This is a genomic window from Mailhella sp., assembly GCF_057866825.1.
In genome coordinates this window covers 19,397-41,495 of sequence record NZ_DBMAHT010000001.1, presented here as the reverse complement: position 1 = coordinate 41,495, position 22,099 = coordinate 19,397, and the positions used below count along the sequence as shown (strand labels likewise).

Here is a 22,099-nt window from a genome sequence, read left to right as displayed (position 1 = left end):
CGGCGCTGTCCAGTGAAAGAAGGGCGTCGGAGGCGCGCGGACGGGCTTTTCCTGCGTTTTTTTCGGCGGGGCCCTGCGGATTCGCGGCTTGCCAGTCCTGGCCGCCGCGCGTATTCTCGCGCCCTGAAACGATTTTTACGCATGAGGAGTCGCACGATGGGCTGTGATGTCGTCACGGAAGGAACGCTGTCCGCGCTGCTGGGCATTCGGGTGGAAGGTTTTGACGCGGAAGGAAACGGCGAAGTTTCCATGCCGCTGGACTCCCGTCATCTCAACGTGATGGGAAACGCCCACGGCGGGGCCATATTCACGCTGGCCGACATGGCCTTTGCGGCCGGATGCCGCGGCGCCGGCATTCTGTGCGTGAGCGCGCAGTGTTCCATTTCCTATCTTCTGCCGGGAACCTGCGGTCCGCTCCGGGCGAAGGCTTCGCCCGTCCGGCTGGGACGCACGCTCGCCGTGTACGACATCATGGTGTACGACGGCGAAGGGCGCAATATCGCCAAGGCCGTGATGACCGGATATGTGCTGAAGAAGCTGGACTGCGGTGACGCCCATGACTGACGACATGCGTACGGAAGAGTTTTCCGGCGAGCTGGAATCAGCCGATGACGACGCCCTGCAGACGCCGTGCGGCGGACAGAAGCGGCGCTTCGAGGTTCCTGCGGGCTCGAAGAAGATGCGTCTGGATGCTTTTCTCGGCGCTGCGGCGGAGCTTTCCCGCAGCCGGGTGAAGAAGCTGGTGGAGCAGGGCGACTGCCTTGTGGACGGCGCGCCCTGCGCGGACGCCGATTACAGGGTTCGTCCCGGCCAGATCGTGGAGCTTTCCATGCCCGGCGCGTCGGACGCGCTGGTGCCGGAAGAAGGGCCGCTCGACATCGTGTACAGCGATGCGGACATCGCCGTGGTCAACAAGCCCGCCGGACTGACCATGCATCCGTGTCCGAGCTGTCCTTCGGGCACGCTGGTGCATCGGATGCTGGCGCGCTTTCCGCAGCTTGCGCTTCAGGAAGGGCCGCGTCCCGGCATCGTGCATCGTCTGGACAAGGACACCTCCGGCCTTGTGATCGTGGCGCTTTCGGAACGGGCCAGACTGCGGCTCATCGAAGATTTTGCGCAGCGCCGCGTGCATAAGACCTATCTTGCAGTCACGCGCGGGGTGCCTCCGGTCGAAGGAAGCAGCGATCTGCCCATCGGACGGCATCCTACGATAAAAACGCGCATGGCCGTGGTGCCCGAGGAGAAGGGCGGGCGCTGCGCGCTCACCAGGTGGAGCACGCTCTACGCGTCGCCTTCCGGCCGTTTTGCGCTGCTTGCCGTGCGCCTGTTCACCGGGCGCACGCATCAGATACGCGTGCATCTCGCCCGGGCGGGCTTTCCGCTGTGGGGCGACGCCGTGTACGGTCCCAATGATAAGACTTCGCCCGCCGCGCGGCAGCTTCTCCACGCCTGGAAGCTGGAGTTTGCGCATCCGGTGAGCGGCGAGCCCATGAGCTTCACGTGCCCGCCGCCGGAAGATTTTCCCCGCGCCATGCTGGCGCTGGAGCGCTGCATGCGCCGGGTCATTCTCACGGGCATGCCGGGCTGCGGCAAGTCGGCCGTGCTCGAACGCATGGAGGCGCGCCGCATTCCCGTGTGGAGCGCAGACAAGGCCGTGGCCGCGCAGTATCTGCCCGGCGCGGACGGCTGGCGTCTCATGCGTCAGCGCTGGGGCGACGCCTTTTTCGACGAGTCGGGCCGGGTGAACCGCGCGGCGCTCACCAGACTGCTTGCGGAAACGCCGGGCATGCGGCGCGAGCTTGAACGCATGATTCATCCGCTGGTGCGCGATTCCATGGAGACGTTTTTCCGGAAGGCGCAGGAGCGCGGGGAAGGCGTGGCCGTGGCGGAAGTGCCGCTCTGGTTTGAAACGGGGTGGACGTGCCCGGGTGCGGACATTGCGGTCATCGTCTGCCCGGAGGACGTGCGTCATGCGCGCCTTCGGGAAACGAGAAGCTGGAGCGACGCCAAAATCGCCGCCGTGGAGAGCTGGCAGTGGAAGCCGGAGGACAAGATTGCGGCGGCCGATCTTCTGATCCGCAACGACGGCACGCTGGATGACCTCGACCGGGAAGTCGGCGCGTTTCTTGACGCGCTCACCGCAAGGCAGAAGAGCGAAGAATCCGGGCTTGAGGAAAGGTGGCGCGCTTTGTGGAGCGGTGAAGAAGGGCAGGGGCGGGACTGACAGCGGGCTCTCTGCGGCGCTCGCAGGGCAATCCCCTCCGCAGTTCATGGTCGGGCCGCACGCGCACAGTCTGCCGCATCCGCGCGGAAAACGCGTCGATGCCCGGCAGCCTGCGTCGGACGTTATGCCGTACGTCTGAAAAGGACGTTTCCGCACAGGCGCGTCTCTGGCCTTTGCTGCGCGCTCTGCCGCGCGCCGCGCCGCGCTGCTTTTTTCAGCAGAAGGAGGCCGTCTTGCGCAGAGACGGATTTGTAAGCCCAGAAAATTTTTCAATACAAAATCATCTCAAAAATATAGTTGCAATACATTAATGCACTATCCGACAAGGCATGCCGACAGCCGATAGTGTCTGTTATCTTAGGTATTTTCTGCATTGTTTGCGCTCGGCTCCTGTTTGCGCCGCCCGGAGGCGGAACAATGTCCTGTCTGCGCCTGTCTGAATACTGACATTCCTTTTTTGTTCTTATATTTCAGCATTATGCCGTGAATGTAAAAAAGAAGCCCCGGGAGGGCTTTTTTTTTGGACAACCTGGTACATTTTTTGCATTATTAAAGTCGGAACATATCAAGCAGGAGTCCGACATGTATTCACTCGTAGAAAGCCGTGAAGCTGTGAACAACTGGTTGGAACGCTACGGCGTGCGCTTTGGAATCTATAAAAACGGGAAGTTCAAGGAACAGCTCTTCCCCTTTGATCCCATTCCCCGCGTCATTGAGCCCGAAGAATGGGCCTATCTTGAAAAGGGACTTGCGCAGCGCGTCAGAGCACTCAATCTGTTTCTTGCCGACGTTTACGGCGAAAAGAACATCATTAAAAATAACATCGTGCCCAAATCCTTCATCTATGCCTCCAAAGGCTATCTTCCCCAGTGCGAGGGCATTCGTCCGCCGCACGGCGTGTTCGCCCACATAGCCGGCATAGATCTGGTGCAGGCCAGGGACGGAAGCTGGTTCGTTCTGGAAGACAATCTCCGCATTCCTTCCGGCGCGTCCTATCCGCTCATCGCCCGTTCCATCTCCCGCAAGGTGAGCCCGGAAACGTTTGCCGCCAACCATATCGAAGACAACCGCGACTATCCGCAGCTTCTGAAGCACACCATGGACGACATGAACGTCAACGGCGGACTGAACGTGGTCTTCACGCCCGGGCGCTACAATTCCGCGTTTTTTGAACATTCCTATCTCGCGGAACGCACGGGAGCCGTGCTGGCGTTTCCCGGCGATCTTCTTGTGGAAGACAACCATGTGTACTATCAGGGTATTTTCCACGAAAAAACGCTGGTGGGAGCCATCTACCGGCGCGTGTCCGATGAGTATCTCGATCCCATGGCCTTTGAGCCGGATTCCCTCCTCGGCGTGCCGAACCTCATGCAGGCCTACGCCGCGGGCAACGTGGCCGTGCTGAACTGTCCCGGCAACGGCGTGGCCGACGACAAGGGGCTTTACTACTTCGTGCCCCGCATGGTGGAATACTATCTCGGCGAAAAGGCCATACTGCAGAATGCTCCCACCTATCTCCCCTATTACGAGGAAGACAGAGATTACGTGCTCGCCAACGCGGAAAGGCTGGTCATCAAGGACGTGAGCGAGGCCGGCGGCTACGGCGTGGTGTTCGGGCGCGATCTGGAACACGACCGCCTGGAAAAGCTGAAGGATCTCATTCGTTCCGAACCCCGCCGCTGGATTGCGCAGGAAGTCATCAATTTCAAGGATCTGGAAACCATGGAAGATCACGGCGTGGTCTATCGCAAGGCCGATCTGCGCGCCTTTGTGCTCTCTTCCTCCGACGGAGAGGTGGTCTGGAAAAGCGGACTCACCCGTTTTGCCCGTCAGGCCGATTCCTTCGTGGTCAACTCCAGTCAGGGAGGCGGCTTCAAGGACACCTGGGTCATGCGCGATCATCAGTCGCATCTGAAATCCTTGTAGAATCTTCCACCGTTATCGAAAAAAGGACGCGTCATGTCTTCCATATCTCCCGCCAAGGCCAACCATCTTTTCTGGCTGGGGCGCTACGCCGAGCGTCTCTTCGCCCAGCTTCATTTCCTGCGCCGGTACTACGATCTGTGCCTGGATGAAGGCCGGGAAGACGCTCTTCAGATCTACTGCCGCAAGCTTTCTCTGACCAACTGTCCTGCCGACAGGGAAAGTTTTCTGTATCAGCATCTTTTCGAAAATACGCCGGGCTCTCTGCTGTACTGCCTGGAATGCCTGAACGACAACAGCATCGTGCTGCGCGAGGAACTCACCACGGCCTCCATCAGCTATGTGAACCTCTGCATGGCCACGATCAATCATTGCCGCCACAAGCAGGACATCAACATCGTTCGGCTTCAGCCCCTCACCGACTATATTCTCGCCTTCTGGGGCTCCGTGTTCCAGCACGTGACCAATATTGCCACGCTGGACATGCTTTTTATCGGCAAGCATGTGGAATACATTGATATGTATTCAAGGTTCGACTATCCGTTCAGCCGCATAGCCGCGGAGTGGGAAAGTCTGGATCACCGTCTCGGGCACATTGAAGACATGGTGGACGGGCGTTGCAGAAACAGGCTCAGGGAGATATTCTCCGACGGGCGCGATTACGGGAAGAAACTTCCCGACGTGCTTGGTTCGTTGAACTCCCTGGTCCTGGTATGAAGCAGTTTTTTTATCGTTACGAAAGCCATATTCATTTTTCCTCGCCGGTTTCCGCCCATTCCTGGCTTTTGCGGTGCGTGCCGAAGTCGGAGCCCTTCCAGAAGGTGGAACGGGCTCTGCTGCGCGTGAGCGTCGCGCAGGACGATGAGAACGAATTTGTACTGCCCGTCAGCGACGGGTTCGACGCCTTCGGCAACGCCGTGCAGACGGGGTATGTTGCCGGAGCGCATGTTCGATTCAGCATCGTGTCCGAGGGGGTGGTGCGTCAGACGCCGTACCGCATCTGCGGCACGGCGCACGGCATGTTTCTGGAGCATACCGCGCTGACCCTGCCCGATGCGGACATGAAGCGCTTTGCTACGCAGGCGGACAAAGGGGACTTCGCAGTCGCGGACGCTTCGGAAGAGATCGGCGGGCCCGCGCTTGCGAAGGCGCTTTCGCTGTGCGGGGCCGTGCATGCACGCATGAGCTATGTTCCCGGCGTGACCACGGTGAACACCACCGCGGCGCAGGCCTTTGCGCTGGGGCAGGGCGTCTGTCAGGATTACGCCCACGTGCTTCTTGCCCTGCTGCGCCTGTGCGGCATTCCGGCGCGGTACGCCTGCGGCTACCTTGTCGGCGAGGGAGCCAGTCACGCCTGGGTGGAGTTTTTCGATCAGGGAGTGTGGAGAGGGCTCGACCCCACCAACAACCGTTTGCTCCGTTATGGCTGCATCAAGGTGGCGCACGGCCGCGACAGCGCCGACTGTTCCGTGAACAGGGGCGTGTTCAGCGGCCTGGCCGCGCAGCGGAACACCCTAGACATCAAAGTGGAACAAGCATGATAAAAACCGTCATATCCACGGAGCTTCCCGTGGACGAGCATCTGCTCATCCGCAAGAACAGCATTTCTTCCGGCTCCGGCAAAAAACGCATCTGCATCGTCACCGGAACGCACGGCGACGAACTGGAAGGGCAGTACATCTGCTATCGCATCGGCAGCATTCTGCAGGAACATCCCGAATGTCTGGACGGCACGGTGGAAATCTATCCTGCGCTCAATCCGCTGGGCATAGACTCCATCACGCGCGGCATTCCCAACTTCGATCTGGACATGAACCGCATTTTCCCCGGCGATCCCAGGGGCAGCATGGCGGAAAATACGGCCTACAACATCATTGAGGATCTGAAGGGCGCGGATCTCGTGCTGGACATTCATTCCAGCAATATTTTTCTGTACGAGGTGCCGCAGGTCCGCATCAATCAGCTGACCGCGGAGCGGCTGGTGCCGCTGGCCAAGCATCTGAATCTGGATTTTCTGTGGGTGCATGAGGCCGCCACCGTGCTGGAAGCCACGCTGGCCTATTCCCTCAACGCCCTGAACACGCCCACGCTTGTGGTGGAAATGGGCGTGGGCATGCGCATTACCAAGAGCTACGGCGATCAGCTCGTGGGCGGCATTCTGAACCTGATGCGTCATCTCGGCGTCTGGAAGGGCGAGGTGCCTGAGCCTGCGCCCGGACACAAGACCATACTTTCCACCGGCGGCACCGTGGAATTCATCAACGCGTCCGCGTCGGGCGTATTCATTCCGCTCATCCGTCAGTCCAATCAGGTCGAGGCCGGGCAGTCCATTGGGCGCATCGTCGATCCGCTGCGCGGTGTGGTGCTCCAGGAAGTGGCCGTGGAAAAACCGGGATTCGTCTTCACCATCCGGGCATACCCCGTCGTGTACGAAGGGTCGCTGCTCGCGCGCGTGTACAGGGAGGACAACGCATGAAACGTGAACGTCTTTTCGTCATGCCGTCTCCGTTCCGCGACGAGTTCCGCATTCACGGCTTTCGCTTCGGTTCCGGTAAAAAGAGTCTTGCCGTGGTGGGCGCCATGCGCGGCGATGAACTCCAGCAGCAGTTCGTCTGTTCGCGCCTTGTCCACAAGCTTCAGGATCTGGAAGAGCGCGGCGAACTCATGCCCGGCCATGAGATTCTCGTCATTCCCTCGGCGAACCCCTTTGCCATGAACATCGGCAAGCGCTTCTGGGCCATGGACAACACCGACATCAACCGGATGTTCCCCGGCTACGCGCTCGGCGAAACCACGCAGCGCATCGCCTCGGCGCTGTTCGAGCACATTCAGGGCTATGAATTCGGCGTGCAGCTCGCGAGCTACTACCTCGCCGGAGATTTCATTCCCCATGTGCGCATGATGCACACCGGCTACGAAAACGTGGAACTCGCTCAGGGCTTCGGTCTGCCCTACACGCTGGTGCGCAATCCTCTGCCCATCGACACCACCACGCTGAACTACAACTGGCAGATCTGGGAAACGCAGGCGTTTTCCGTGTACGCCGGACATACCGGCGTCATCGACGTCGCCACCGCCGACGACAGCCTGGCCGCCATTCTGCGCTTCATGGCGCTGCACGGCATCATCCGCTACCGCTCTCATCCGGGCTACTATTCCCAGGTGGTGCAGGAAGAGGAACTCATCAACGTCAAGGCCTGCCGGGCGGGCATCATGTACTGCACCTGCCGCCCCGACGACGTGGTGCGGCGTCATCAGCACCTTGCCAGCATTCTCGATCCCTATGACGGTTCCGTGCGCTGGGAGGTTCGCGCCCCTGCCGACGGCACGGTGTTCTTCATGCAGACGCGTCCGCTGGTGCTGGAAAATTCCATGCTGTTCCGGCTCATCGCGAGCTGAGGCTGAGACAGCGGCATTCGGGCCGGCGTCTTCGACGCCGGCCTTTGCGTTTAAATGCCTCGCCCTCGGGCGGGAAATTTTTGTGCCGGTCTGTTGCGTCGCCGAAGCTGCGGGCCCGGGGCCTTCCGACGCTCGCAGGGCGCGGCGGAGCAGAGGGGGCGAAGTCACGAAAAAAGGGCGCGCCCGATCGGGCGCGCCCTTGCTGTGCCGACGGCGTCGGCAAAAACGGCGGATGAATTAAAGTTCCGGCGCGTCGAAGAGCGCGTCCTCTTCGGGGTATTTGGCCTCGTATTCCGCCTTGAAAGCGGCGTATCTGCCTTCGAGAATGGCCTTTCTTGCGCCTCGCACCATATTGAGGAAGTAGGTGAGGTTGTGCAGGGAATTGAGGCGGAAGGCGAGCAGTTCCTGACTGACGTACAGGTGGCGCAGGTAGGCCTTGCTGAACGTGCGGCAGGTGTAGCAGTTGCATTTCGGATCGAGCGGGCTGTCGTCTTCGGCGTACTGGAGGCGCTTGATGTTGATCTTGCCTTCCGAGGTGTAGAGCGTGCCGTTGCGGGCGTTGCGGGTGGGCAGCACGCAGTCGAACATGTCCACGCCGGCCTCTATGCCGTGCAGAATGTCCAGCGGCGTGCCCACGCCCATGAGATAGCGCGGCTTGTCCTGCGGCAGCACGGGGTTGAGCACGCGCAGATTCTTCATCATGAGATTCTTGGGTTCGCCCACGGCCAGGCCGCCGATGGCGTAGCCCTCGAAGCCGATGTTCATGAGCTGCCTTGCCGAGGCTTCGCGAAGCTCGGGGAAGGTGCAGCCCTGCACGATGCCGAAGAGAAGATTGCCCGCGCTTCCCGCAGGGTAGGCGTCGCGGCAGCGCTGCGCCCATTCGGTGGTGCGCTTCACGGCCTTTTCGGCTTCCTCATAAGTGGCGCCGTAGCCGAGGCACACATCGAGCGGCATCATGATGTCGGAATTGAGATTGCGCTGGATGGAAATGACCTTTTCCGGCGTGAACATGTGTTTGGAGCCGTCGATGTGCGAGCGGAACTCCACGCCGTCGGGCTTCATCTTGTTCAGCTTGCTCAGGCTGAAGGCCTGAAAGCCGCCGCTGTCCGTGAGGATGGGCTTGTTCCAGCGGATGAATTCGTGCAGACCGCCGCGCCGGGCCACGAGTTCGTCGCCGGGGCGCAGGTACAGATGATAGGTGTTGCCGAGAATGATCTGTGCGCCGATGGCGTTGAGATCGTCGGGAGCGAGGGCCTTCACGCTGCCCACCGTGCCCACGGGCATGAAGATGGGGGTTTCGATGACGCCGTGCGCGGTATGGAGAAGGCCGGCGCGGGCGTTGCCGTCCTTGCCCAGGAGTTCAAAGGTGCCGGGGGCTTTGTCCATGAATGCCTCGATAGGATGTTAGAGTGCGAGATCCCAGCACAGCAGGAGAACGAGCGGCGCGGTGCAGCCGAGCGCAAATTCCAGCGGGCGGGGGAGGGCGTTATGATGCCGCAAGGCGAAGCTGACGGCAAGGCCGATGAGAAAGCCGGAAAGAAGGCCGAAAATATGCGCGGAGTAGTCCACGTTTTTGCCTTCCGCGCCGAGCATGGCCAGAAAGGCGAGGGCGGCGGCCACGGGCAGCGCCAGCCTGCGGAAGCCCTGCATGTGTGCGGGCGAGCGCACCACGATGTCGGCGCAGAGCAGGCCCACCATGCCGAACATGGCCGTGGAGAAGCCGAGGCTGGAATAGCCCGGATCGCGGTAGCACACGTTCATGGCGTTGCCCAGCATGCCGGCGGCGAGGGTTGAGGCGAGCGTGAGGCCGAGGCCGAGGCGCTGCGCCAGCAGAATGAGGAAGGGCGTGCCGAAGATGACGTTGCTGAAGAGGTGAAGCGTGTCGGCGTGCAGCGTGAGCGCGGTGGCAGTGCGCCACCATTCGCCGGCGCGCACTTCGGTGACGTTGAGCTTGCCGCAGCGCACCCAGTATTCCGGATCGGGCAGATGCTCGAAGGGCAGAGGCCACCAGCCCATGTAGAGCCCGTACCAGAAGACGAGAAAGAGCATGACGAGCATGGACCAGTGCGCGTTTCTGTGCAGGGGCACGGGCGGAGGCGGAGGCGTTTTTTCCGATTCCAGGGCGGAAAGCTCGCTGCGCGCCACGTCTTCAAACATGGCCGGAACAAAGGCCCGCGTCTGGGAGCCGTGCCCGGTGACGACATAGGGAATGTTCTTGGAGTCGAGCACGAGGCGCAGCAGTTCCATCTGCCGCGTGCCGAGGGCGGGAAGCGAGCGGCCCATGTGTCCCGGTCCGCGGAAGTCCACCACTCTCCAGCCTTCCGGAGCGCGCAGGGAACGACGCCACATGGAAACGTGGCTTTTCGGACGATGACGGAAGGCGGCTCGAAGATCGCTCATGACTCGGACGGCCCGAAGAGCGCGGCGCAGGCGGCGCGGCGGCAAGGTGCGGGGGAATTATTAATCAAAAAAAGGCGGAGATGTTATCCCCGCCTTAGGAAAGATCGGCAAACCTGATTATTCGGCGTCATTCTTGACGACGGGCTTCACCACGGCGCCGGAACGGAGGCAGCGGGTGCACACGTTGATGGTGCGCACGGTGCCGTCGGCTTCCTGATGGCGGACAGCCTGCAGGTTGGGGTTGAAGCGACGCTTGGTCTTGATATTGGAATGGCTCACAAGGTTGCCCACCTGAGCTTTCTTGCCGCAGATTTCACACTGTTTACCCATGGTATATCCTCCATAAAAAAGCCCGTGTGGGGCGGAATGCTGCTGAAATTCGATACCTTTTGTATCGTAAGGACTGCTAGCAATAGCCTGAATTTTAAAAAAAGGCAAGTGGAAACGGCCGCAACTTCCGGGCCGGAATGCTTCCGCGGGCCGGAACGCTCCCTCCGCCTCCTGCCATGAACGCGTGAAAGCGCCTGAATTTTCAGAACATTAAAAATCTTTCCAAAAATTTCGGCAACGCTTTCGGAAGCAGGCGCTTCCCCTCGATCCGCCTTCCTCCCAACAAAAGTTTTCGGAAGGAGAATGGGGGCGCGGGGGAAGGAGGAAAGCCCTTTTTCAAAAGGGGGTCCGCCTTCCCCCGCCCGTCCTAGTCTTCAAAAAAGATGGGCGGCACGTCCGCGAGGGTGGCGACCATGACGGCCTTGATGGTGTGCTTGCGGTTTTCGGCTTCGTCGAAGACGATGGAGTTTTCGGATTCAAAGACTTCTTCGGTGACTTCGAGGGCGTCGAGGCCGAATTTTTGGTAGATGGATTCGCCCACGGCGGTTTCGCGGTTGTGGTAGGCGGGCAGGCAGTGCATGAACTTGCAGTTCGGGTTGCCGGTCAGTTCCATGACGCGGGCGTTCACCTGGTAGGGCAGGAGCTTTTCAATGCGTTCCTTCCACACTTCGTCGGGCTCGCCCATGGACACCCACACGTCGGTGTAGATGAAGTCGCAGCCCTTCACGCCTTCGGCCACGTTGTCGGTGCGCACGATGGTGGCGCCGGACTTTTCGGCTTCGGCGAGGCACATGTTGTAGATTTCGTCGCTGGTCTGGAGCGAGACGGGAGCCACGGAGCGGAAGTTCATGCCCATTTTGGCCGCGCCCATCATGAGGGAATTGCCCATGTTGTAGCGGGCGTCGCCGAGGTAGGCGAAGGTGATTTCGTTGAGCGGCTTGTCGCTGTGTTCCATCATGGTGAGGAAGTCGGCCAGAATCTGCGTGGGATGCGCTTCATTGGTCAGGCCGTTCCATACGGGCACGGGGGAGAATTCGGCCAGCTTTTCCACGATGTTCTGTCCGTATCCGCGGTATTCGATGCCGTCGTACATGCGGGAGAGCACGCGGGCGGTGTCGGCCATGGATTCCTTCTTGCCTATCTGCGAGCCGTCGGAAAGGTAGGTGGCGTGGGCGCCCTGGTCGTACAGGGAGGTTTCAAAGGCGCAGCGCGTGCGGGTGGACGTTTTTTCAAACACCAGGGCCACGTTCTTGCCCTTGAGGAACTGCGGTTCCTTGCCTTCCTTGCGGAGTTTCTTGAGGCGGGCGGCGAGGCGGAGCAGGTAGGAGAGCTCTTCCTGGTTGAAGTCCGCGATTTTCAGAAAGTCACGATTCTTGAGGTTGGTCATGGCAGGCTCCTGTAAGAACTGGCATCAGAAGTGCAGCATCATGCCGACTTCGTCGCATTTATAAAATTTCGGGCACTTGCTGCACTCGGCCCACACCACGGGGGAGAGCGTGTCGCGATCCACGGCGGAAAAGCCCAGTGAGGAGAAGAATCCCGGGGCCAGCGTGAAGGTGAACACGTGCGCCGCGCCGAGAGCGCGCGCGTCTTCAATGAGATCCTGCACGAGCAGGCGGCCTATGCCCTTGTGCTGAAGCTGCGGGTGTACGGCCACGGAACGCACTTCGGCCAGATCTTCCCAGAGCACGTGCAGGCCGCCGCACGCAAGCACGATTTCCTTCTCGCCCGCGTTCACGGTGATGACCCGGTAATCCTGAATGTTCTGATACAGGTACAGAGGCCCGCGGGCAAGCATGATGCGCGCCGAGGCAAATTCGTTGATGAGACTGGACATGCCGTCCACGTCCTGAATTCTTGCCTTGCGGCTGGCAAGCGTTGCCGGCAGCGAGATGCCGCTGATGTCCGGCAGCATGGACTGCTCGCCGGAAACGGCCGCCTGCGGAGCGGAAGCGAAACGATGCATGGGATTCCCCCCTCGGAAATAAAGATGAGTCAGAAAAAATAGCCCCCTTCCCCCGCCTTTGGCAAGGGTTTGGAGAGCGTCAGGATGTTTTTCCCGAAAGGAGAAGCGCAGAAAGCATTTGCGCGCCGGGACGTATTCTGCTATGCTCACTCCCGCTCTTGTGATTTTTTAAACACGATGGCAGAATTATCCCGATGCCGGACGGAAAAGGCTGATCCGTCCGCAGAAGTCGGCGTCATGCCATGAGACGTTCACCGAAAGTCCCGGCCTGCCGGGCAAAGGAAAGGAATTATGAAAAAGGTTAGAGTTGCAATCAACGGCTTTGGCCGCATCGGTCGTCAGGTCTTCCGCGCCATGTACGGCAAGTACGCCGACAGCGCCGAAATCGTCGCCGTCAACGACCTGATGGACGCCAACACCAATTTCCATCTGCTTCAGCACGACACCTCCTACGGTCCTTCCGCCTTCACCTGCGAAGTGGCTTCCGAAAAGACCTCCGTGGGCGGCGTGGATGCCACCATGGTCAAGGTGGGCGACTGGAACGTGGCCTGCCTCGCCGAACGCGATCCCAACAACCTGCCCTGGAAGGCCCTCGACGTTGACGTGGTGGTGGAATCCACCGGCATCTTCCGCACCGCTCCTCAGGCCGGCGTGCATCTGGAACGCGGCGCCAAGAAGGTCATCATTTCCGCTCCCGCCAAGCAGCCCGATCTCACCGTGGTCATGGGCGTGAACCAGGACATGTACGATCCCGCCAAGCACCACATTCTGTCCAACGCCTCCTGCACCACCAACTGCCTCGCTCCCGTGGCCAAGGTCATGCATCAGGAATTCGGCCTCAAGCTCGGCAACATGGTCACCGTGCATTCCTACACCAACGACCAGCGCATCCTCGACCTGCCCCACAAGGACCTGCGTCGCGCCCGCGCTGCCGCTCTGAACATCATTCCCACCAGCACCGGCGCCGCCAAGGCCGTGGCCGAGGTCATTCCTTCCCTCAAGGGACGCTTCTCCGGCTATGCCCTGCGCGTGCCCACTCCCACCGTGTCCATCGTGGACTTCTCCGCCATTCTTGAAAAGTCCACCGACACCGAAACCCTGGTGAACGCCTTCCGCGCCGCTTCCGAGACCTACCTCAAGGGCATCCTCGGCGTGAACGACCTTCCCCTCGTCTCCATGGACTTCAAGGGCGACTCCCGTTCCTCCATCGTGGAATCCGAATACTGCACCGTGCAGGACGGCACCCTTGCCAAGGTGGTGAGCTGGTACGACAACGAATGGGCCTACTCCGTCCGCGTGACCGACCTCATTCACTACATGCAGTCCAAGGGCTTCTAAGCCGGGCTCCGCTTTCGCGGAACCGTGGACGCGCGTTGTAAGACGCAACCGGCAAACAGACAGGCCGCCGCTCCGAAAAGGGGCGGCGGCCTTTTGCAGACTCTTGCCTAGAACGACGGCTCGGAGCATACTGCCCCCATGAAATTTTTTCCCAGTCAGTTTTCTCTGTTGAGCCAGGGGAAGGGAGCGCGAAGGAACTTCGGATACTTCTTCCGCGTCATCCTCATTCTTACCGTGTTCGTGGCCGTGTTCAGCGTGCTGTTCCATTACATCATGGAATATGAAGGCCGCGACTATTCCTGGATTACCGGCCTGTACTGGACCCTGACCGTCATGTCCACGCTGGGATTCGGCGACATCACCTTCAATTCCGATCTCGGCCGCGCCTTTTCCATCGTGGTGCTGCTCACGGGCATCGTGGGGCTGCTCATCGTGCTGCCCTCGTCGTTCATTCAGTTCGTCTATACCCCGTGGCTTGAGGCGCAGAAGAAAAAGGAAGTGCAGCACAGTCTGCCGGCGTCGGCGCGCAATCACGTCATCATCGTGGGCGTGAGCCCCGTGGCGCGCAACCTTGCCCAGGTGCTGGCCAGGTACGGCTTTCACAGCGTGCTTCTGTGCTCCACCACGCAGCAGGCGCTGGATCTCATGGATCTCGGCCTGCACGCCGTGGTCGGCGACTACGACGACGTGGAGGTCTATCGCGGCCTGCACGCCCAGAACGCGCGCCTCGTGGTGGCTCTCGACACCGACGTGCGCAACATCAACGTGGCCTTCACCCTGCGGGAACTCGACAAGAACGTGCCCATGGTCTCCCGCGCCGAAAAGGACGAATCCATCGACATTCTCAAGCTCGCGGGCTGCTCTTCGGTGTTCCAGTTCCGCAAGTCGCTGGGCCGCTCCCTCACGCGCCGCGTCATCACCGACAAGCTCAGCGTGAGCCCGCTCGTCACCTTCGGCCCGCTGGTCATTGCCGAAGCCCCCGTGAAGCAGACTTCCCTTTCGGGCATGACGCTCAAGGAAAGCGATCTGCGCGGCAGAACGGGCATCAACGTGGTGGGGCTGTGGAATCACGGCGTGTTCGAGCATCCCGGGCCGGACACCGTGCTGGAAGAGCACAAGGTGCTGGTCATGGCGGGCTCGCGCGAGCAGATGCAGGCCTTTTCGCGGGAGCTGGCCCGCAAGCCGGAAACGGAAAAGCCCGCAGGGCGCGCGCCGGTGCTCGTCATCGGCGGCGGACGCGTGGGCACGGCGGCCGCCACGGCCCTCAAGGAACGCGGTCTCGACGTCGTGGTGGTGGACCGCTCCAACATCGCTTCGCGCATTCCGGGCATACGGGTGCAGGTGGGCGACGCTTCCGATCCGTTCACGCTGGAGCAGGCGGGCATCAAGACCTCGCCTTCCATCCTCATCACCACCCACGACGACGACACCAACATCTACCTCACCATCTACTGCCGCCGCCTGCGCCCCGACGTGCAGATCATCACCCGCACCAATCTCGACCGCAACGTTCACGTGCTGCACATGGCCGGCGCCGATCTCGTGCTTTCGCTGGCGTCCATGGTGTCCAGCCAGATCATCAACCTGCTGGAGCCGGGCAGGGTGTTCATGCTCAACGAAGGGCTGAACATCTTCCGTGCGGTGGCGGGGGAGGGGCTTGCGGGCCACAATCTCGCCAACAGCGGCATACGCAAGAACCTGCGCTGCAACGTGGTGGCCGTGAGAACCGCCCGCGGCGACATTCTGGTGAACCCCGATCCGCTGCGGGAGTTTCAGGCGGCCGACGAGCTGTTCCTCATCGGCGACGCGGCGTCGGAAACCGCGTACTACGAGGAATACTGGCCGGACAGAGGCCGGAGGGAATGCGACCCCACCTGCGGCGACGAGAATAGGCACGAGCCCGGACAGGGCTGGTTTGCCTGATAGCCGGGATGCCGGAAAACGAGCCTCCTGAAGTTCGTTTCCGGGGCGTGTTCGGAAATGGCCCGGCGTTTTTGGGGAAAATTTTTTGTCGGGGAACGTCGGGAGCGACTTCGGCAGGGGCTTCGACGGCGTTTTTCCCGTTTTTTCGCCGGACGGAGCGAAGTCGCAAAAAATTTTTGAAAAAATGTGGAAAAGGGCTCGGAAGGCATCGCTTCCGGGCCTTTTTCGTGCGGAACATGCGGATTTAACTGCGCATGATCCTTAAGAAAAAATGAATTTCCCGTTTTTTTGCGCAGCCGCGGAAAAAAATGAAAATTTTTCAAAAAAAACTTGACGGACGGGGGTAGTGAAGATACAAATAGACCTCGCCCAAGTTATGGGCGTTTCCCTGGACGGCAGGGAAGGGCAGATGGAATCTGTCCTGCTGTACTCTGAGCATTCGATCAGGGTTTTGACATTTGCAGGCGTCGCACATGCCTAAGATGTCAGACCGCAGCAATCCGAACTTCGCGGATTGCAAGGTTTTCCGGTGGATGGGCAATCCATGCGCCGGGTGTGTGTTGGCTCCTGCGGGACCACCTGTTTGACGGAATGTATTCCGTGCAGGCCGGGTTGGCGACCAGGATCGGCTTTTATGGACTTTTTGCAGGGCTCGAACGGTTGCCGATTGGTCCGTTCTTCTCTTTATCCCCCGCATACATATCCATGAGCCGAACGACTTTGATGCTTTTTCAAAGGCGTTTTTGGTCGTTGCCTGACTTTAGGTGTAGGAACGAAGGGCGCTTCTCCACGCAAGGTGAGCGTGAGCGCGCCTCATGAAATGACCGGTTCCTCTGACCGGTCAGCCGCCCTTTCGGCGGTGGATTCTCCGGTTGAAATACTCCGACAGGGATCAGCCGGAGCGGGTTTGCCAGAAAATGGAGATTCGCAATGACGACAGTTGGCAGTGATCGTATCCGTATCAAGCTTAAGGCTTACGATTACCGCATCCTGGACAAGGCTGTGGCGGAAATCGTGGACACTGCGCGCAATACCGGCGCGGGTGTGGCTGGGCCTATTCCTCTGCCCACCAACATTCACAAGTACACGATTCAGCGCTCGGTCCATGTGGACAAGAAGTCCCGTGAACAGTTCGAGATGAGGGTCCACAAGCGCCTTATGGACATCCTCGACCCCACGCAGCAGACCGTGGACGCTCTGGGCAAGCTTTCCTTGCCCGCCGGCGTGGATGTGGAAATTAAGCTCTAGAGAGGGGCGTCATGTCTGAAAAAATGGGTATTATTGGACGAAAGCTGGGCATGACCCGTATTTTCGCCGACGACGGCAGCGCTGTTGCCGTTACCGTGGTCAAGGCAGGTCCCTGCCCCGTGACCCAGGTAAAGACGGTGGAAAAGGACGGCTACAACGCTCTTCAGATCGCCTTTGAAGAAGTGGCTGAAAAGAAGGTGACCAAGGCTATGCGCGGTCACTTCGCCAAGGCCGGCGTGGCTCCCTGCCGCGAAGTTCGCGAGATCCGTCTCGCCGAACCGGCCGCCGTTGAAGTCGGTCAGGTCCTCACCGCCGAAGTGTTCGCCGCCGGCGACACCGTGAAGGTGACGGGAACCAGCATTGGTAAAGGTTATCAGGGCGTTATGCGCCGTTGGAACTTCCATGGCATTGACGATGGCCATGGCGACGAAAAGGTGCATCGTTCCGGTGGTTCCATCGGTAACAACACCTTCCCCGGACATGTGTTCAAGGGCAAGAAGATGGCCGGTCAGTGGGGCGCCGAACGCGTCACGCAGCAGGGCCTGAAGATCGTGGAAGTTCGCCCCGAGGATAACGTCATCCTTATTAAGGGTGCCGTGCCCGGACCGAAGAACGGTCTGGTGCTGGTGCGCAAGCAGTAGTGCGCAACACAGGAGATGAAGCAATGGCTGTTATGAAAGTTTACGATCAGAACAATCAGGAAGCCGGGGAAGTCACCCTCGCTCCCGAAGTGTTCGAAGTCGAAGTGAGGCCGGAGATTCTGAACCTTGTGGTTCGTGCCTATCGCGCCGCCCAGCGTGCCGGTACTCACGCCGCCAAGACCCGCGCCTTTGTGTCCGGCGGCGGCAAGAAGCCCTTCAAGCAGAAGGGCACTGGCAATGCACGCCAGGGATCCAACCGTTCGCCCATCATGCGTGGTGGCGCGATCGTCTTCGGACCCCAGCCGCGTGACTACAGCTTCAAGGTCAACAAGAAGGTGCGCGCTCTGGCTCTGCGCATGGCTCTTTCCTCCCGCGTGGCCGACGGCCTCATGGTGGTGAAGGGCATTGAACTTGCCGAAGCCAAGACGAAGCTCTTCGCCGGCGTCGCCAAGAACCTCGGCCTTACCAAGGCTCTGGTTGTGGCCGCTCCCGAAGAAAACGGCGTGAATCCCACGCTGGCTCTCGCTTCCCGCAACCTCCCTGGTATCACCCTCGTCACCCCCGATGCCGTGACTGTGTACGATGTGCTCAATTGCAAGCAGCTCGTGGTGCTGGAAGGTGCTCTGCCCCACCTGGAAGAGAGACTGAAGTAGTCGCTCGCCTTGAAAGGAATGGACATGGATTACACTAAAATTCTTCTTCGGCCCGTGGTGACCGAAAAGGCCACCGCTCTTCGTGAAGAAGGCGTGTACGCCTTCTTCGTCGATACCAAGGCCAACAAGATCGAGATCGGTAAGGCAGTGGAAGAAGCCTTCAAGGTCAAGGTCACGAATGTCAATGTCATTACGGTCAAGCCGCGCCGTCGCGTGCGTCAGGGCCGCGTGAAGGGTCGCATCCCGGGCTATCGCAAGGCCTATGTCACCCTCGCCGCTGACAACAAAATCGATTTCTTCGAGGGAGTCTAGTCAATGGCTGTTCTGAAGATGAAACCGACCTCGGCTGGACGTCGTTTCCAGACTGTGTCCGACTTCGCTGAGATCACCAGATCTACGCCGGAAAAGTCTCTCACCGAAGGTCTTACCAAGAAGAGCGGCCGCAACAACAACGGCCGCGTTACCAGCCGTCGCCGTGGCGGCGGTCATAAGCGCCTGTATCGCATCATCGACTTCAAGCGCGACAAGATGGGCATTTCCGCCCGCGTCGCCGAAATCGAATACGATCCCAACCGTACCGCCCGCATTGCTCTCTTGAACTATGCCGACGGTGAAAAGCGCTACATTCTCGCCCCCGTGGGCATTCAGCAGGGCGACGTGATTGAAGCCGGCGACAAGGCCGACATCAAGCCCGGCAACGCTCTGGCTCTGAACCGCATTCCCGTGGGCACCAACGTGCACAACATCGAAATGCACCCCGGCCGCGGCGGCCAGATGTGCCGTGCCGCCGGCACCTATGCCCAGCTCGTGGGCAAGGACGGCAAGTACGTCATCCTGCGCCTGCCCTCCGGTGAAGTCCGCAAGGTGCTCGCCACCTGCATCGCCACTGTGGGTCAGGTCGGCAATGTGCAGCATGAAAACATCAGCCTTGGCAAGGCCGGCCGCAACCGCTGGTTGAGCCGTCGTCCCAAGGTCCGCGGCGTCGCGATGAACCCTGTCGACCATCCTCTGGGTGGTGGTGAAGGTCGCAGCTCCGGTGGTCGTCATCCTGTGACTCCCTGGGGCATTCCTACCAAGGGCTACAAGACCCGCGCAAAGAAGAAGCCTTCCGGCCGTCTCATCATCAAGAGCCGCGGTCAGAAGTAAGAGGAGCCGGACATGCCCAGATCTCTTAAAAAAGGTCCCTTTGTGGACGGCAGCCTCATGAAGAAGGTAGACGCGGCCGTTGCCAGCAACGACCACAAGGTCATCAAGACCTGGTCCCGCCGTTCCATGATTCTGCCTGAAATGGTTGGTTTGACGTTCGCCGTGCACAACGGCAAGAAGTTCATCCCGGTCTTCGTGACGGAAAACATGGTCGGTCATAAGATGGGCGAATTTGCGCCCACTCGTACGTTCCACGGCCACGCTGCGGACAAGAAGACGAAAGCGGTCAAAAAATAGCGAGTAACGTTCATGGAATCGAAAGCAATCTGCAAGTTTCAGCGCGTTTCTCCCCGCAAGACCCGTCTGGTTGCCCAGAACATCAAGGGTCTTCCTGTGGAAGATGCCCTGAACCAGCTCAAGTTCACGCCCAACAAGCCTGCCGGTGTTCTTTACGGAGTGGTGCGTTCGGCGCTGGCCAACGCCTCCCAGTTCCCTGGCATTGATGTGGACTCCATGTACGTCAAGGACGTGGTGGTCAACGAAGGCCCCACCTGGAAGCGCTTCATGCCTCGTTCTCAGGGTCGTGCTATGCACATTCGCAAGCGTACCAGCCACATTACCGTAATTCTCGCGGAAGGACAGGAATAGGCTATGGGTCAGAAAGTACATCCTTACGGCTTCCGTTTGGGATATAATAAGAATTGGCAGTCTCGCTGGTTCAGCAAGAAGGACTACGCTTCCTTCGTGTTTGAAGATCACAACATCCGCAAGTACGTGAAGAAGCTTCTGTACAGCGCCGGTGTTGCCAGAATCGAGATCGAACGTTTCGGCGGTCGCATCCGCCTCATCCTTTCCACCGCCCGTCCCGGCATCGTCATCGGCCGCAAGGGCGCGGAAATTGAAAAGCTTCGCGCTGACCTCAAGAAGAAGTTCGGCCGTGACTTCACCCTCGAAGTGAACGAAATCCGCCGTCCTGAAATCGAAGCTCAGCTCGTTGCCGAAAACATCGCCATGCAGCTGGAACGTCGCGTCGCCTTCCGCCGCGCCATGAAGCGCACCGTGCAGATGGCCCGCAAGTTCGGCGCCGAAGGCATCAAGATTTCCTGCGCCGGCCGTCTTGCCGGAGCTGAAATCGCCCGTTCCGAATGGTATCGTGACGGCCGCGTGCCGCTTCAGACCCTGCGTGCCGACATCGACTTCGGTTTTGCCGAAGCCCACACCACCTATGGCCTCATCGGCATCAAGGCGTGGGTTTACAAGGGTGAAATCCTTGATAAAGAGGTTGAACAGTAATGCTTGCTCCTAAGAGAATCAAATTCCGCAAGTGGCAGAAAGGCCGCCTGCGTGGCCCGGCCAACCGTGGCGCTACCATCGCGTTTGGTGAAATTGGCCTGAAGGCTGTCGAACATGGCAAGCTTTCCAGTCAGCAGATTGAAGCCGCCCGTATCGCCATGATGCGCCACATCCGCCGCGGCGGTAAAGTCTGGATCAGGGTGTTCCCCGATCATCCCGTGACCGCCAAGCCTCTGGCCACTCGTCAGGGTAGCGGTAAGGGTGCCCCTGTGGGCTGGTGCGCACCGGTCAAGCCCGGCCGCGTGCTGTATGAAATCAAGGGTGTTGACCTTGAACTTGCCAAGCGCGCTCTGACGCTGGCCAGCCACAAGCTGCCCGTGAAGACCGTGATCGTGGTGAGAGAGGGGGCCTTCGAATGAAAATGAAGGAATTGCGCGAAATGAGCGTCGAGCAGCTCCAGGCGAAGCTGACTGAACTGCGTCAGGAACTTTTCAACCTGCGCTTCCAGCATGCCACTGCTCAGTTGGAAAAGACGGCGTCCATTCCGGCCACCAAGAAAGATATTGCCCGTGTGCTGACGGCTCTGGCCGCGGCCGCGAAGAACTAGGAGCGGATATGAACAGCGCAATCGAACAGCGCAACGGCAGAACGCTCGTCGGTACTGTCATCAGCGACAAGTGCGACAAGACCATTGTCGTTCTCGTTGAAACCCTGGTGCAGCATCCGCTTCTCAAGAAGTACATTCGTCGGCGCAAGAAGTTCACCGCCCACGATCCTATGAATGAGTGCGGCATCGGCGACAAGGTCAAGATTGTGGAATACCGGCCCATGAGCCGGAACAAGCGCTGGCACCTGGTGTCCGTGCTTGAAAAGGCCGTCTAGTCCCATTCGGGCTGACTAAAAGGAAACACTATGATCCAGGTAGAATCCAGACTCCAGGTGGCCGACAACTCCGGCGCCAAGGAAGTGGCCTGCATCAAGGTGCTGGGCGGCTCTCACCGTCGCTATGCCACGGTGGGCGATATCATCATGGTGTCCGTGAAGGACGCCATCCCCCACGCCAAGGTGAAGAAGGGCGATGTCATGGAAGCCGTGGTCGTGCGTACCGCCAAGGAAGTGCGCCGCGCCGACGGTTCCTACATCAAGTTCGATACGAACGCCGCCGTGCTTCTGACCAAGCAGGGTGAACCTGTGGGTACCCGTATCTTCGGACCCGTTGCCCGCGAACTTCGCGCCCGCAACTTCATGAAGATCGTGTCCCTTGCCCCTGAAGTGCTGTAGGAGCCAAGGCTATGAAACAGTTTCGTATTCATAAAGACGACAAGGTGATGGTGATCGCCGGCAAGGACGAAGGCAAGATCGGCAAGGTTCTGAAGGTCCTGCGCAAGTCCGACCGCATCCTGGTGGAGAAGGTGAACGTTGTGAAGCGCAACGTGCGCCCCAACCCCTACAAGCGCGAAGCCGGCGGCATCGTTGAAAAGGAAATGCCTATCCACGTCTCCAACCTGATGGTGGTTTGCCCGCACTGCGCAAAGCCCACCCGCGTTGGTTATCGGGTGACCGAAGACGGGAAGAAAGTCCGTTTCTGCAAGAAGTGCAACGAAACCCTCTAGAA

General features: G+C 59.9%; 27 protein-coding genes. 22 read left to right on the top strand and 5 right to left on the bottom strand.

What is annotated here, in order from left to right; genetic code table 11:
- Positions 1–156 precede the first annotated feature (156 nt).
- From ACZM96_RS00270 to ACZM96_RS00240, 7 genes are all read left to right on the top strand, one after another.
- Positions 157–564, top strand: coding sequence for a PaaI family thioesterase (locus tag ACZM96_RS00270; RefSeq protein ID WP_294487721.1), 408 nt, complete (start codon positions 157–159; stop codon positions 562–564).
- A complete protein-coding gene (coaE, locus tag ACZM96_RS00265) occupies positions 557–2,224 on the top strand; it encodes a dephospho-CoA kinase (RefSeq protein WP_489486616.1) in 1,668 nt (555 codons plus the stop codon). Before ACZM96_RS00270 ends, coaE begins: the two co-directional genes overlap by 8 nt.
- A gap of 582 nt (positions 2,225–2,806) precedes the next feature.
- Positions 2,807–4,150 (top strand): circularly permuted type 2 ATP-grasp protein, encoded by a 1,344-nt coding sequence (locus ACZM96_RS00260; protein WP_294487716.1) that lies wholly within the window; start codon positions 2,807–2,809, stop codon positions 4,148–4,150.
- Positions 4,151–4,183: 33 nt separating this feature from the next.
- Positions 4,184–4,864: an alpha-E domain-containing protein gene (locus tag ACZM96_RS00255; RefSeq protein ID WP_294487713.1), complete on the top strand. Its 681-nt coding sequence runs from the start codon at positions 4,184–4,186 to the stop codon at positions 4,862–4,864.
- A complete protein-coding gene (locus ACZM96_RS00250; protein ID WP_489486615.1) occupies positions 4,861–5,688 on the top strand; it encodes a transglutaminase family protein in 828 nt (275 codons plus the stop codon). The genes ACZM96_RS00255 and ACZM96_RS00250 overlap by 4 nt, the downstream gene beginning before the upstream one ends.
- Positions 5,685–6,623 (top strand): M14 family metallopeptidase, encoded by a 939-nt coding sequence (locus ACZM96_RS00245; RefSeq protein WP_489486614.1) that lies wholly within the window; start codon positions 5,685–5,687, stop codon positions 6,621–6,623. The genes ACZM96_RS00250 and ACZM96_RS00245 overlap by 4 nt, the downstream gene beginning before the upstream one ends.
- Positions 6,620–7,546 carry a M14 family metallopeptidase gene (locus ACZM96_RS00240; protein WP_294487704.1) on the top strand — a complete coding sequence of 309 codons (927 nt, stop codon included), beginning with the start codon at positions 6,620–6,622 and terminating at the stop codon, positions 7,544–7,546. The genes ACZM96_RS00245 and ACZM96_RS00240 overlap by 4 nt, the downstream gene beginning before the upstream one ends.
- 237 nt (positions 7,547–7,783) lie before the next feature.
- On the opposite strand, the gene tgt is transcribed toward ACZM96_RS00240, so the two are convergent.
- The 5 genes from tgt to ACZM96_RS00215 all read right to left on the bottom strand — a co-directional run bounded on the left by tgt (position 7,784) and on the right by ACZM96_RS00215 (position 12,242).
- Positions 7,784–8,932 carry a tRNA guanosine(34) transglycosylase Tgt gene (tgt, locus tag ACZM96_RS00235; RefSeq protein ID WP_489486613.1) on the bottom strand — a complete coding sequence of 383 codons (1,149 nt, stop codon included), beginning with the start codon at positions 8,930–8,932 and terminating at the stop codon, positions 7,784–7,786.
- Between the two features lie 18 nt (positions 8,933–8,950).
- Positions 8,951–9,946, bottom strand: coding sequence for a rhomboid family intramembrane serine protease (locus tag ACZM96_RS00230; protein WP_489486612.1), 996 nt, complete (start codon positions 9,944–9,946; stop codon positions 8,951–8,953).
- 117 nt (positions 9,947–10,063) lie between these two features.
- Entirely contained in the window at positions 10,064–10,276 is a 213-nt protein-coding gene (gene rpmB / locus ACZM96_RS00225) for a 50S ribosomal protein L28 (RefSeq protein WP_178581515.1), read from the bottom strand.
- A gap of 367 nt (positions 10,277–10,643) precedes the next feature.
- The gene (gene argF, locus ACZM96_RS00220; protein WP_294487690.1) at positions 10,644–11,663 is read right to left on the bottom strand and encodes an ornithine carbamoyltransferase; all 1,020 of its coding nucleotides are present in this window, start codon (positions 11,661–11,663) and stop codon (positions 10,644–10,646) included.
- Between the two features lie 24 nt (positions 11,664–11,687).
- A complete protein-coding gene (locus ACZM96_RS00215) occupies positions 11,688–12,242 on the bottom strand; it encodes an N-acetyltransferase (RefSeq protein WP_489486611.1) in 555 nt (184 codons plus the stop codon).
- A gap of 291 nt (positions 12,243–12,533) precedes the next feature.
- Between ACZM96_RS00215 and gap the strand changes: the two genes are divergently transcribed.
- From gap to rplX, 15 genes are all read left to right on the top strand, one after another.
- Complete coding sequence (gene gap, locus ACZM96_RS00210) at positions 12,534–13,580, top strand: type I glyceraldehyde-3-phosphate dehydrogenase (RefSeq protein ID WP_489486609.1); 1,047 nt, start codon at positions 12,534–12,536, stop codon at positions 13,578–13,580.
- A 138-nt stretch (positions 13,581–13,718) separates the two neighbouring features.
- Positions 13,719–15,503, top strand: coding sequence for a potassium channel family protein (locus ACZM96_RS00205; protein ID WP_489486607.1), 1,785 nt, complete (start codon positions 13,719–13,721; stop codon positions 15,501–15,503).
- A 930-nt stretch (positions 15,504–16,433) separates the two neighbouring features.
- On the top strand, positions 16,434–16,751 hold the full coding sequence (rpsJ, locus tag ACZM96_RS00200; protein ID WP_077071459.1) for a 30S ribosomal protein S10: 318 nt from the start codon (positions 16,434–16,436) through the stop codon (positions 16,749–16,751).
- Between the two features lie 11 nt (positions 16,752–16,762).
- Entirely contained in the window at positions 16,763–17,392 is a 630-nt protein-coding gene (gene rplC / locus ACZM96_RS00195) for a 50S ribosomal protein L3 (RefSeq protein ID WP_294487674.1), read from the top strand.
- Between the two features lie 23 nt (positions 17,393–17,415).
- Positions 17,416–18,045 (top strand): 50S ribosomal protein L4, encoded by a 630-nt coding sequence (gene rplD / locus ACZM96_RS00190; protein WP_294487671.1) that lies wholly within the window; start codon positions 17,416–17,418, stop codon positions 18,043–18,045.
- A 24-nt stretch (positions 18,046–18,069) separates the two neighbouring features.
- The gene (rplW, locus tag ACZM96_RS00185) at positions 18,070–18,357 is read left to right on the top strand and encodes a 50S ribosomal protein L23 (protein ID WP_178579833.1); all 288 of its coding nucleotides are present in this window, start codon (positions 18,070–18,072) and stop codon (positions 18,355–18,357) included.
- Between the two features lie 3 nt (positions 18,358–18,360).
- Positions 18,361–19,191 (top strand): 50S ribosomal protein L2, encoded by an 831-nt coding sequence (rplB, locus tag ACZM96_RS00180; RefSeq protein WP_294487663.1) that lies wholly within the window; start codon positions 18,361–18,363, stop codon positions 19,189–19,191.
- A 12-nt stretch (positions 19,192–19,203) separates the two neighbouring features.
- Positions 19,204–19,488 (top strand): 30S ribosomal protein S19, encoded by a 285-nt coding sequence (gene rpsS / locus ACZM96_RS00175; protein WP_077071454.1) that lies wholly within the window; start codon positions 19,204–19,206, stop codon positions 19,486–19,488.
- A 12-nt stretch (positions 19,489–19,500) separates the two neighbouring features.
- Positions 19,501–19,839 (top strand): 50S ribosomal protein L22, encoded by a 339-nt coding sequence (rplV, locus tag ACZM96_RS00170; protein WP_077071453.1) that lies wholly within the window; start codon positions 19,501–19,503, stop codon positions 19,837–19,839.
- Positions 19,840–19,842: 3 nt separating this feature from the next.
- Positions 19,843–20,484, top strand: coding sequence for a 30S ribosomal protein S3 (gene rpsC / locus ACZM96_RS00165; protein WP_489486606.1), 642 nt, complete (start codon positions 19,843–19,845; stop codon positions 20,482–20,484).
- Positions 20,484–20,903: a 50S ribosomal protein L16 gene (gene rplP, locus ACZM96_RS00160; protein WP_294446851.1), complete on the top strand. Its 420-nt coding sequence runs from the start codon at positions 20,484–20,486 to the stop codon at positions 20,901–20,903. The genes rpsC and rplP overlap by 1 nt, the downstream gene beginning before the upstream one ends.
- On the top strand, positions 20,900–21,091 hold the full coding sequence (gene rpmC / locus ACZM96_RS00155; protein WP_077071450.1) for a 50S ribosomal protein L29: 192 nt from the start codon (positions 20,900–20,902) through the stop codon (positions 21,089–21,091). Before rplP ends, rpmC begins: the two co-directional genes overlap by 4 nt.
- A gap of 8 nt (positions 21,092–21,099) precedes the next feature.
- On the top strand, positions 21,100–21,366 hold the full coding sequence (rpsQ, locus tag ACZM96_RS00150) for a 30S ribosomal protein S17 (RefSeq protein WP_294446855.1): 267 nt from the start codon (positions 21,100–21,102) through the stop codon (positions 21,364–21,366).
- A 30-nt stretch (positions 21,367–21,396) separates the two neighbouring features.
- The gene (gene rplN, locus ACZM96_RS00145; protein WP_077071448.1) at positions 21,397–21,765 is read left to right on the top strand and encodes a 50S ribosomal protein L14; all 369 of its coding nucleotides are present in this window, start codon (positions 21,397–21,399) and stop codon (positions 21,763–21,765) included.
- Positions 21,766–21,776: 11 nt separating this feature from the next.
- On the top strand, positions 21,777–22,097 hold the full coding sequence (gene rplX / locus ACZM96_RS00140; RefSeq protein WP_294487654.1) for a 50S ribosomal protein L24: 321 nt from the start codon (positions 21,777–21,779) through the stop codon (positions 22,095–22,097).
- The last annotated feature ends 2 nt before the right edge of the window (positions 22,098–22,099 follow it).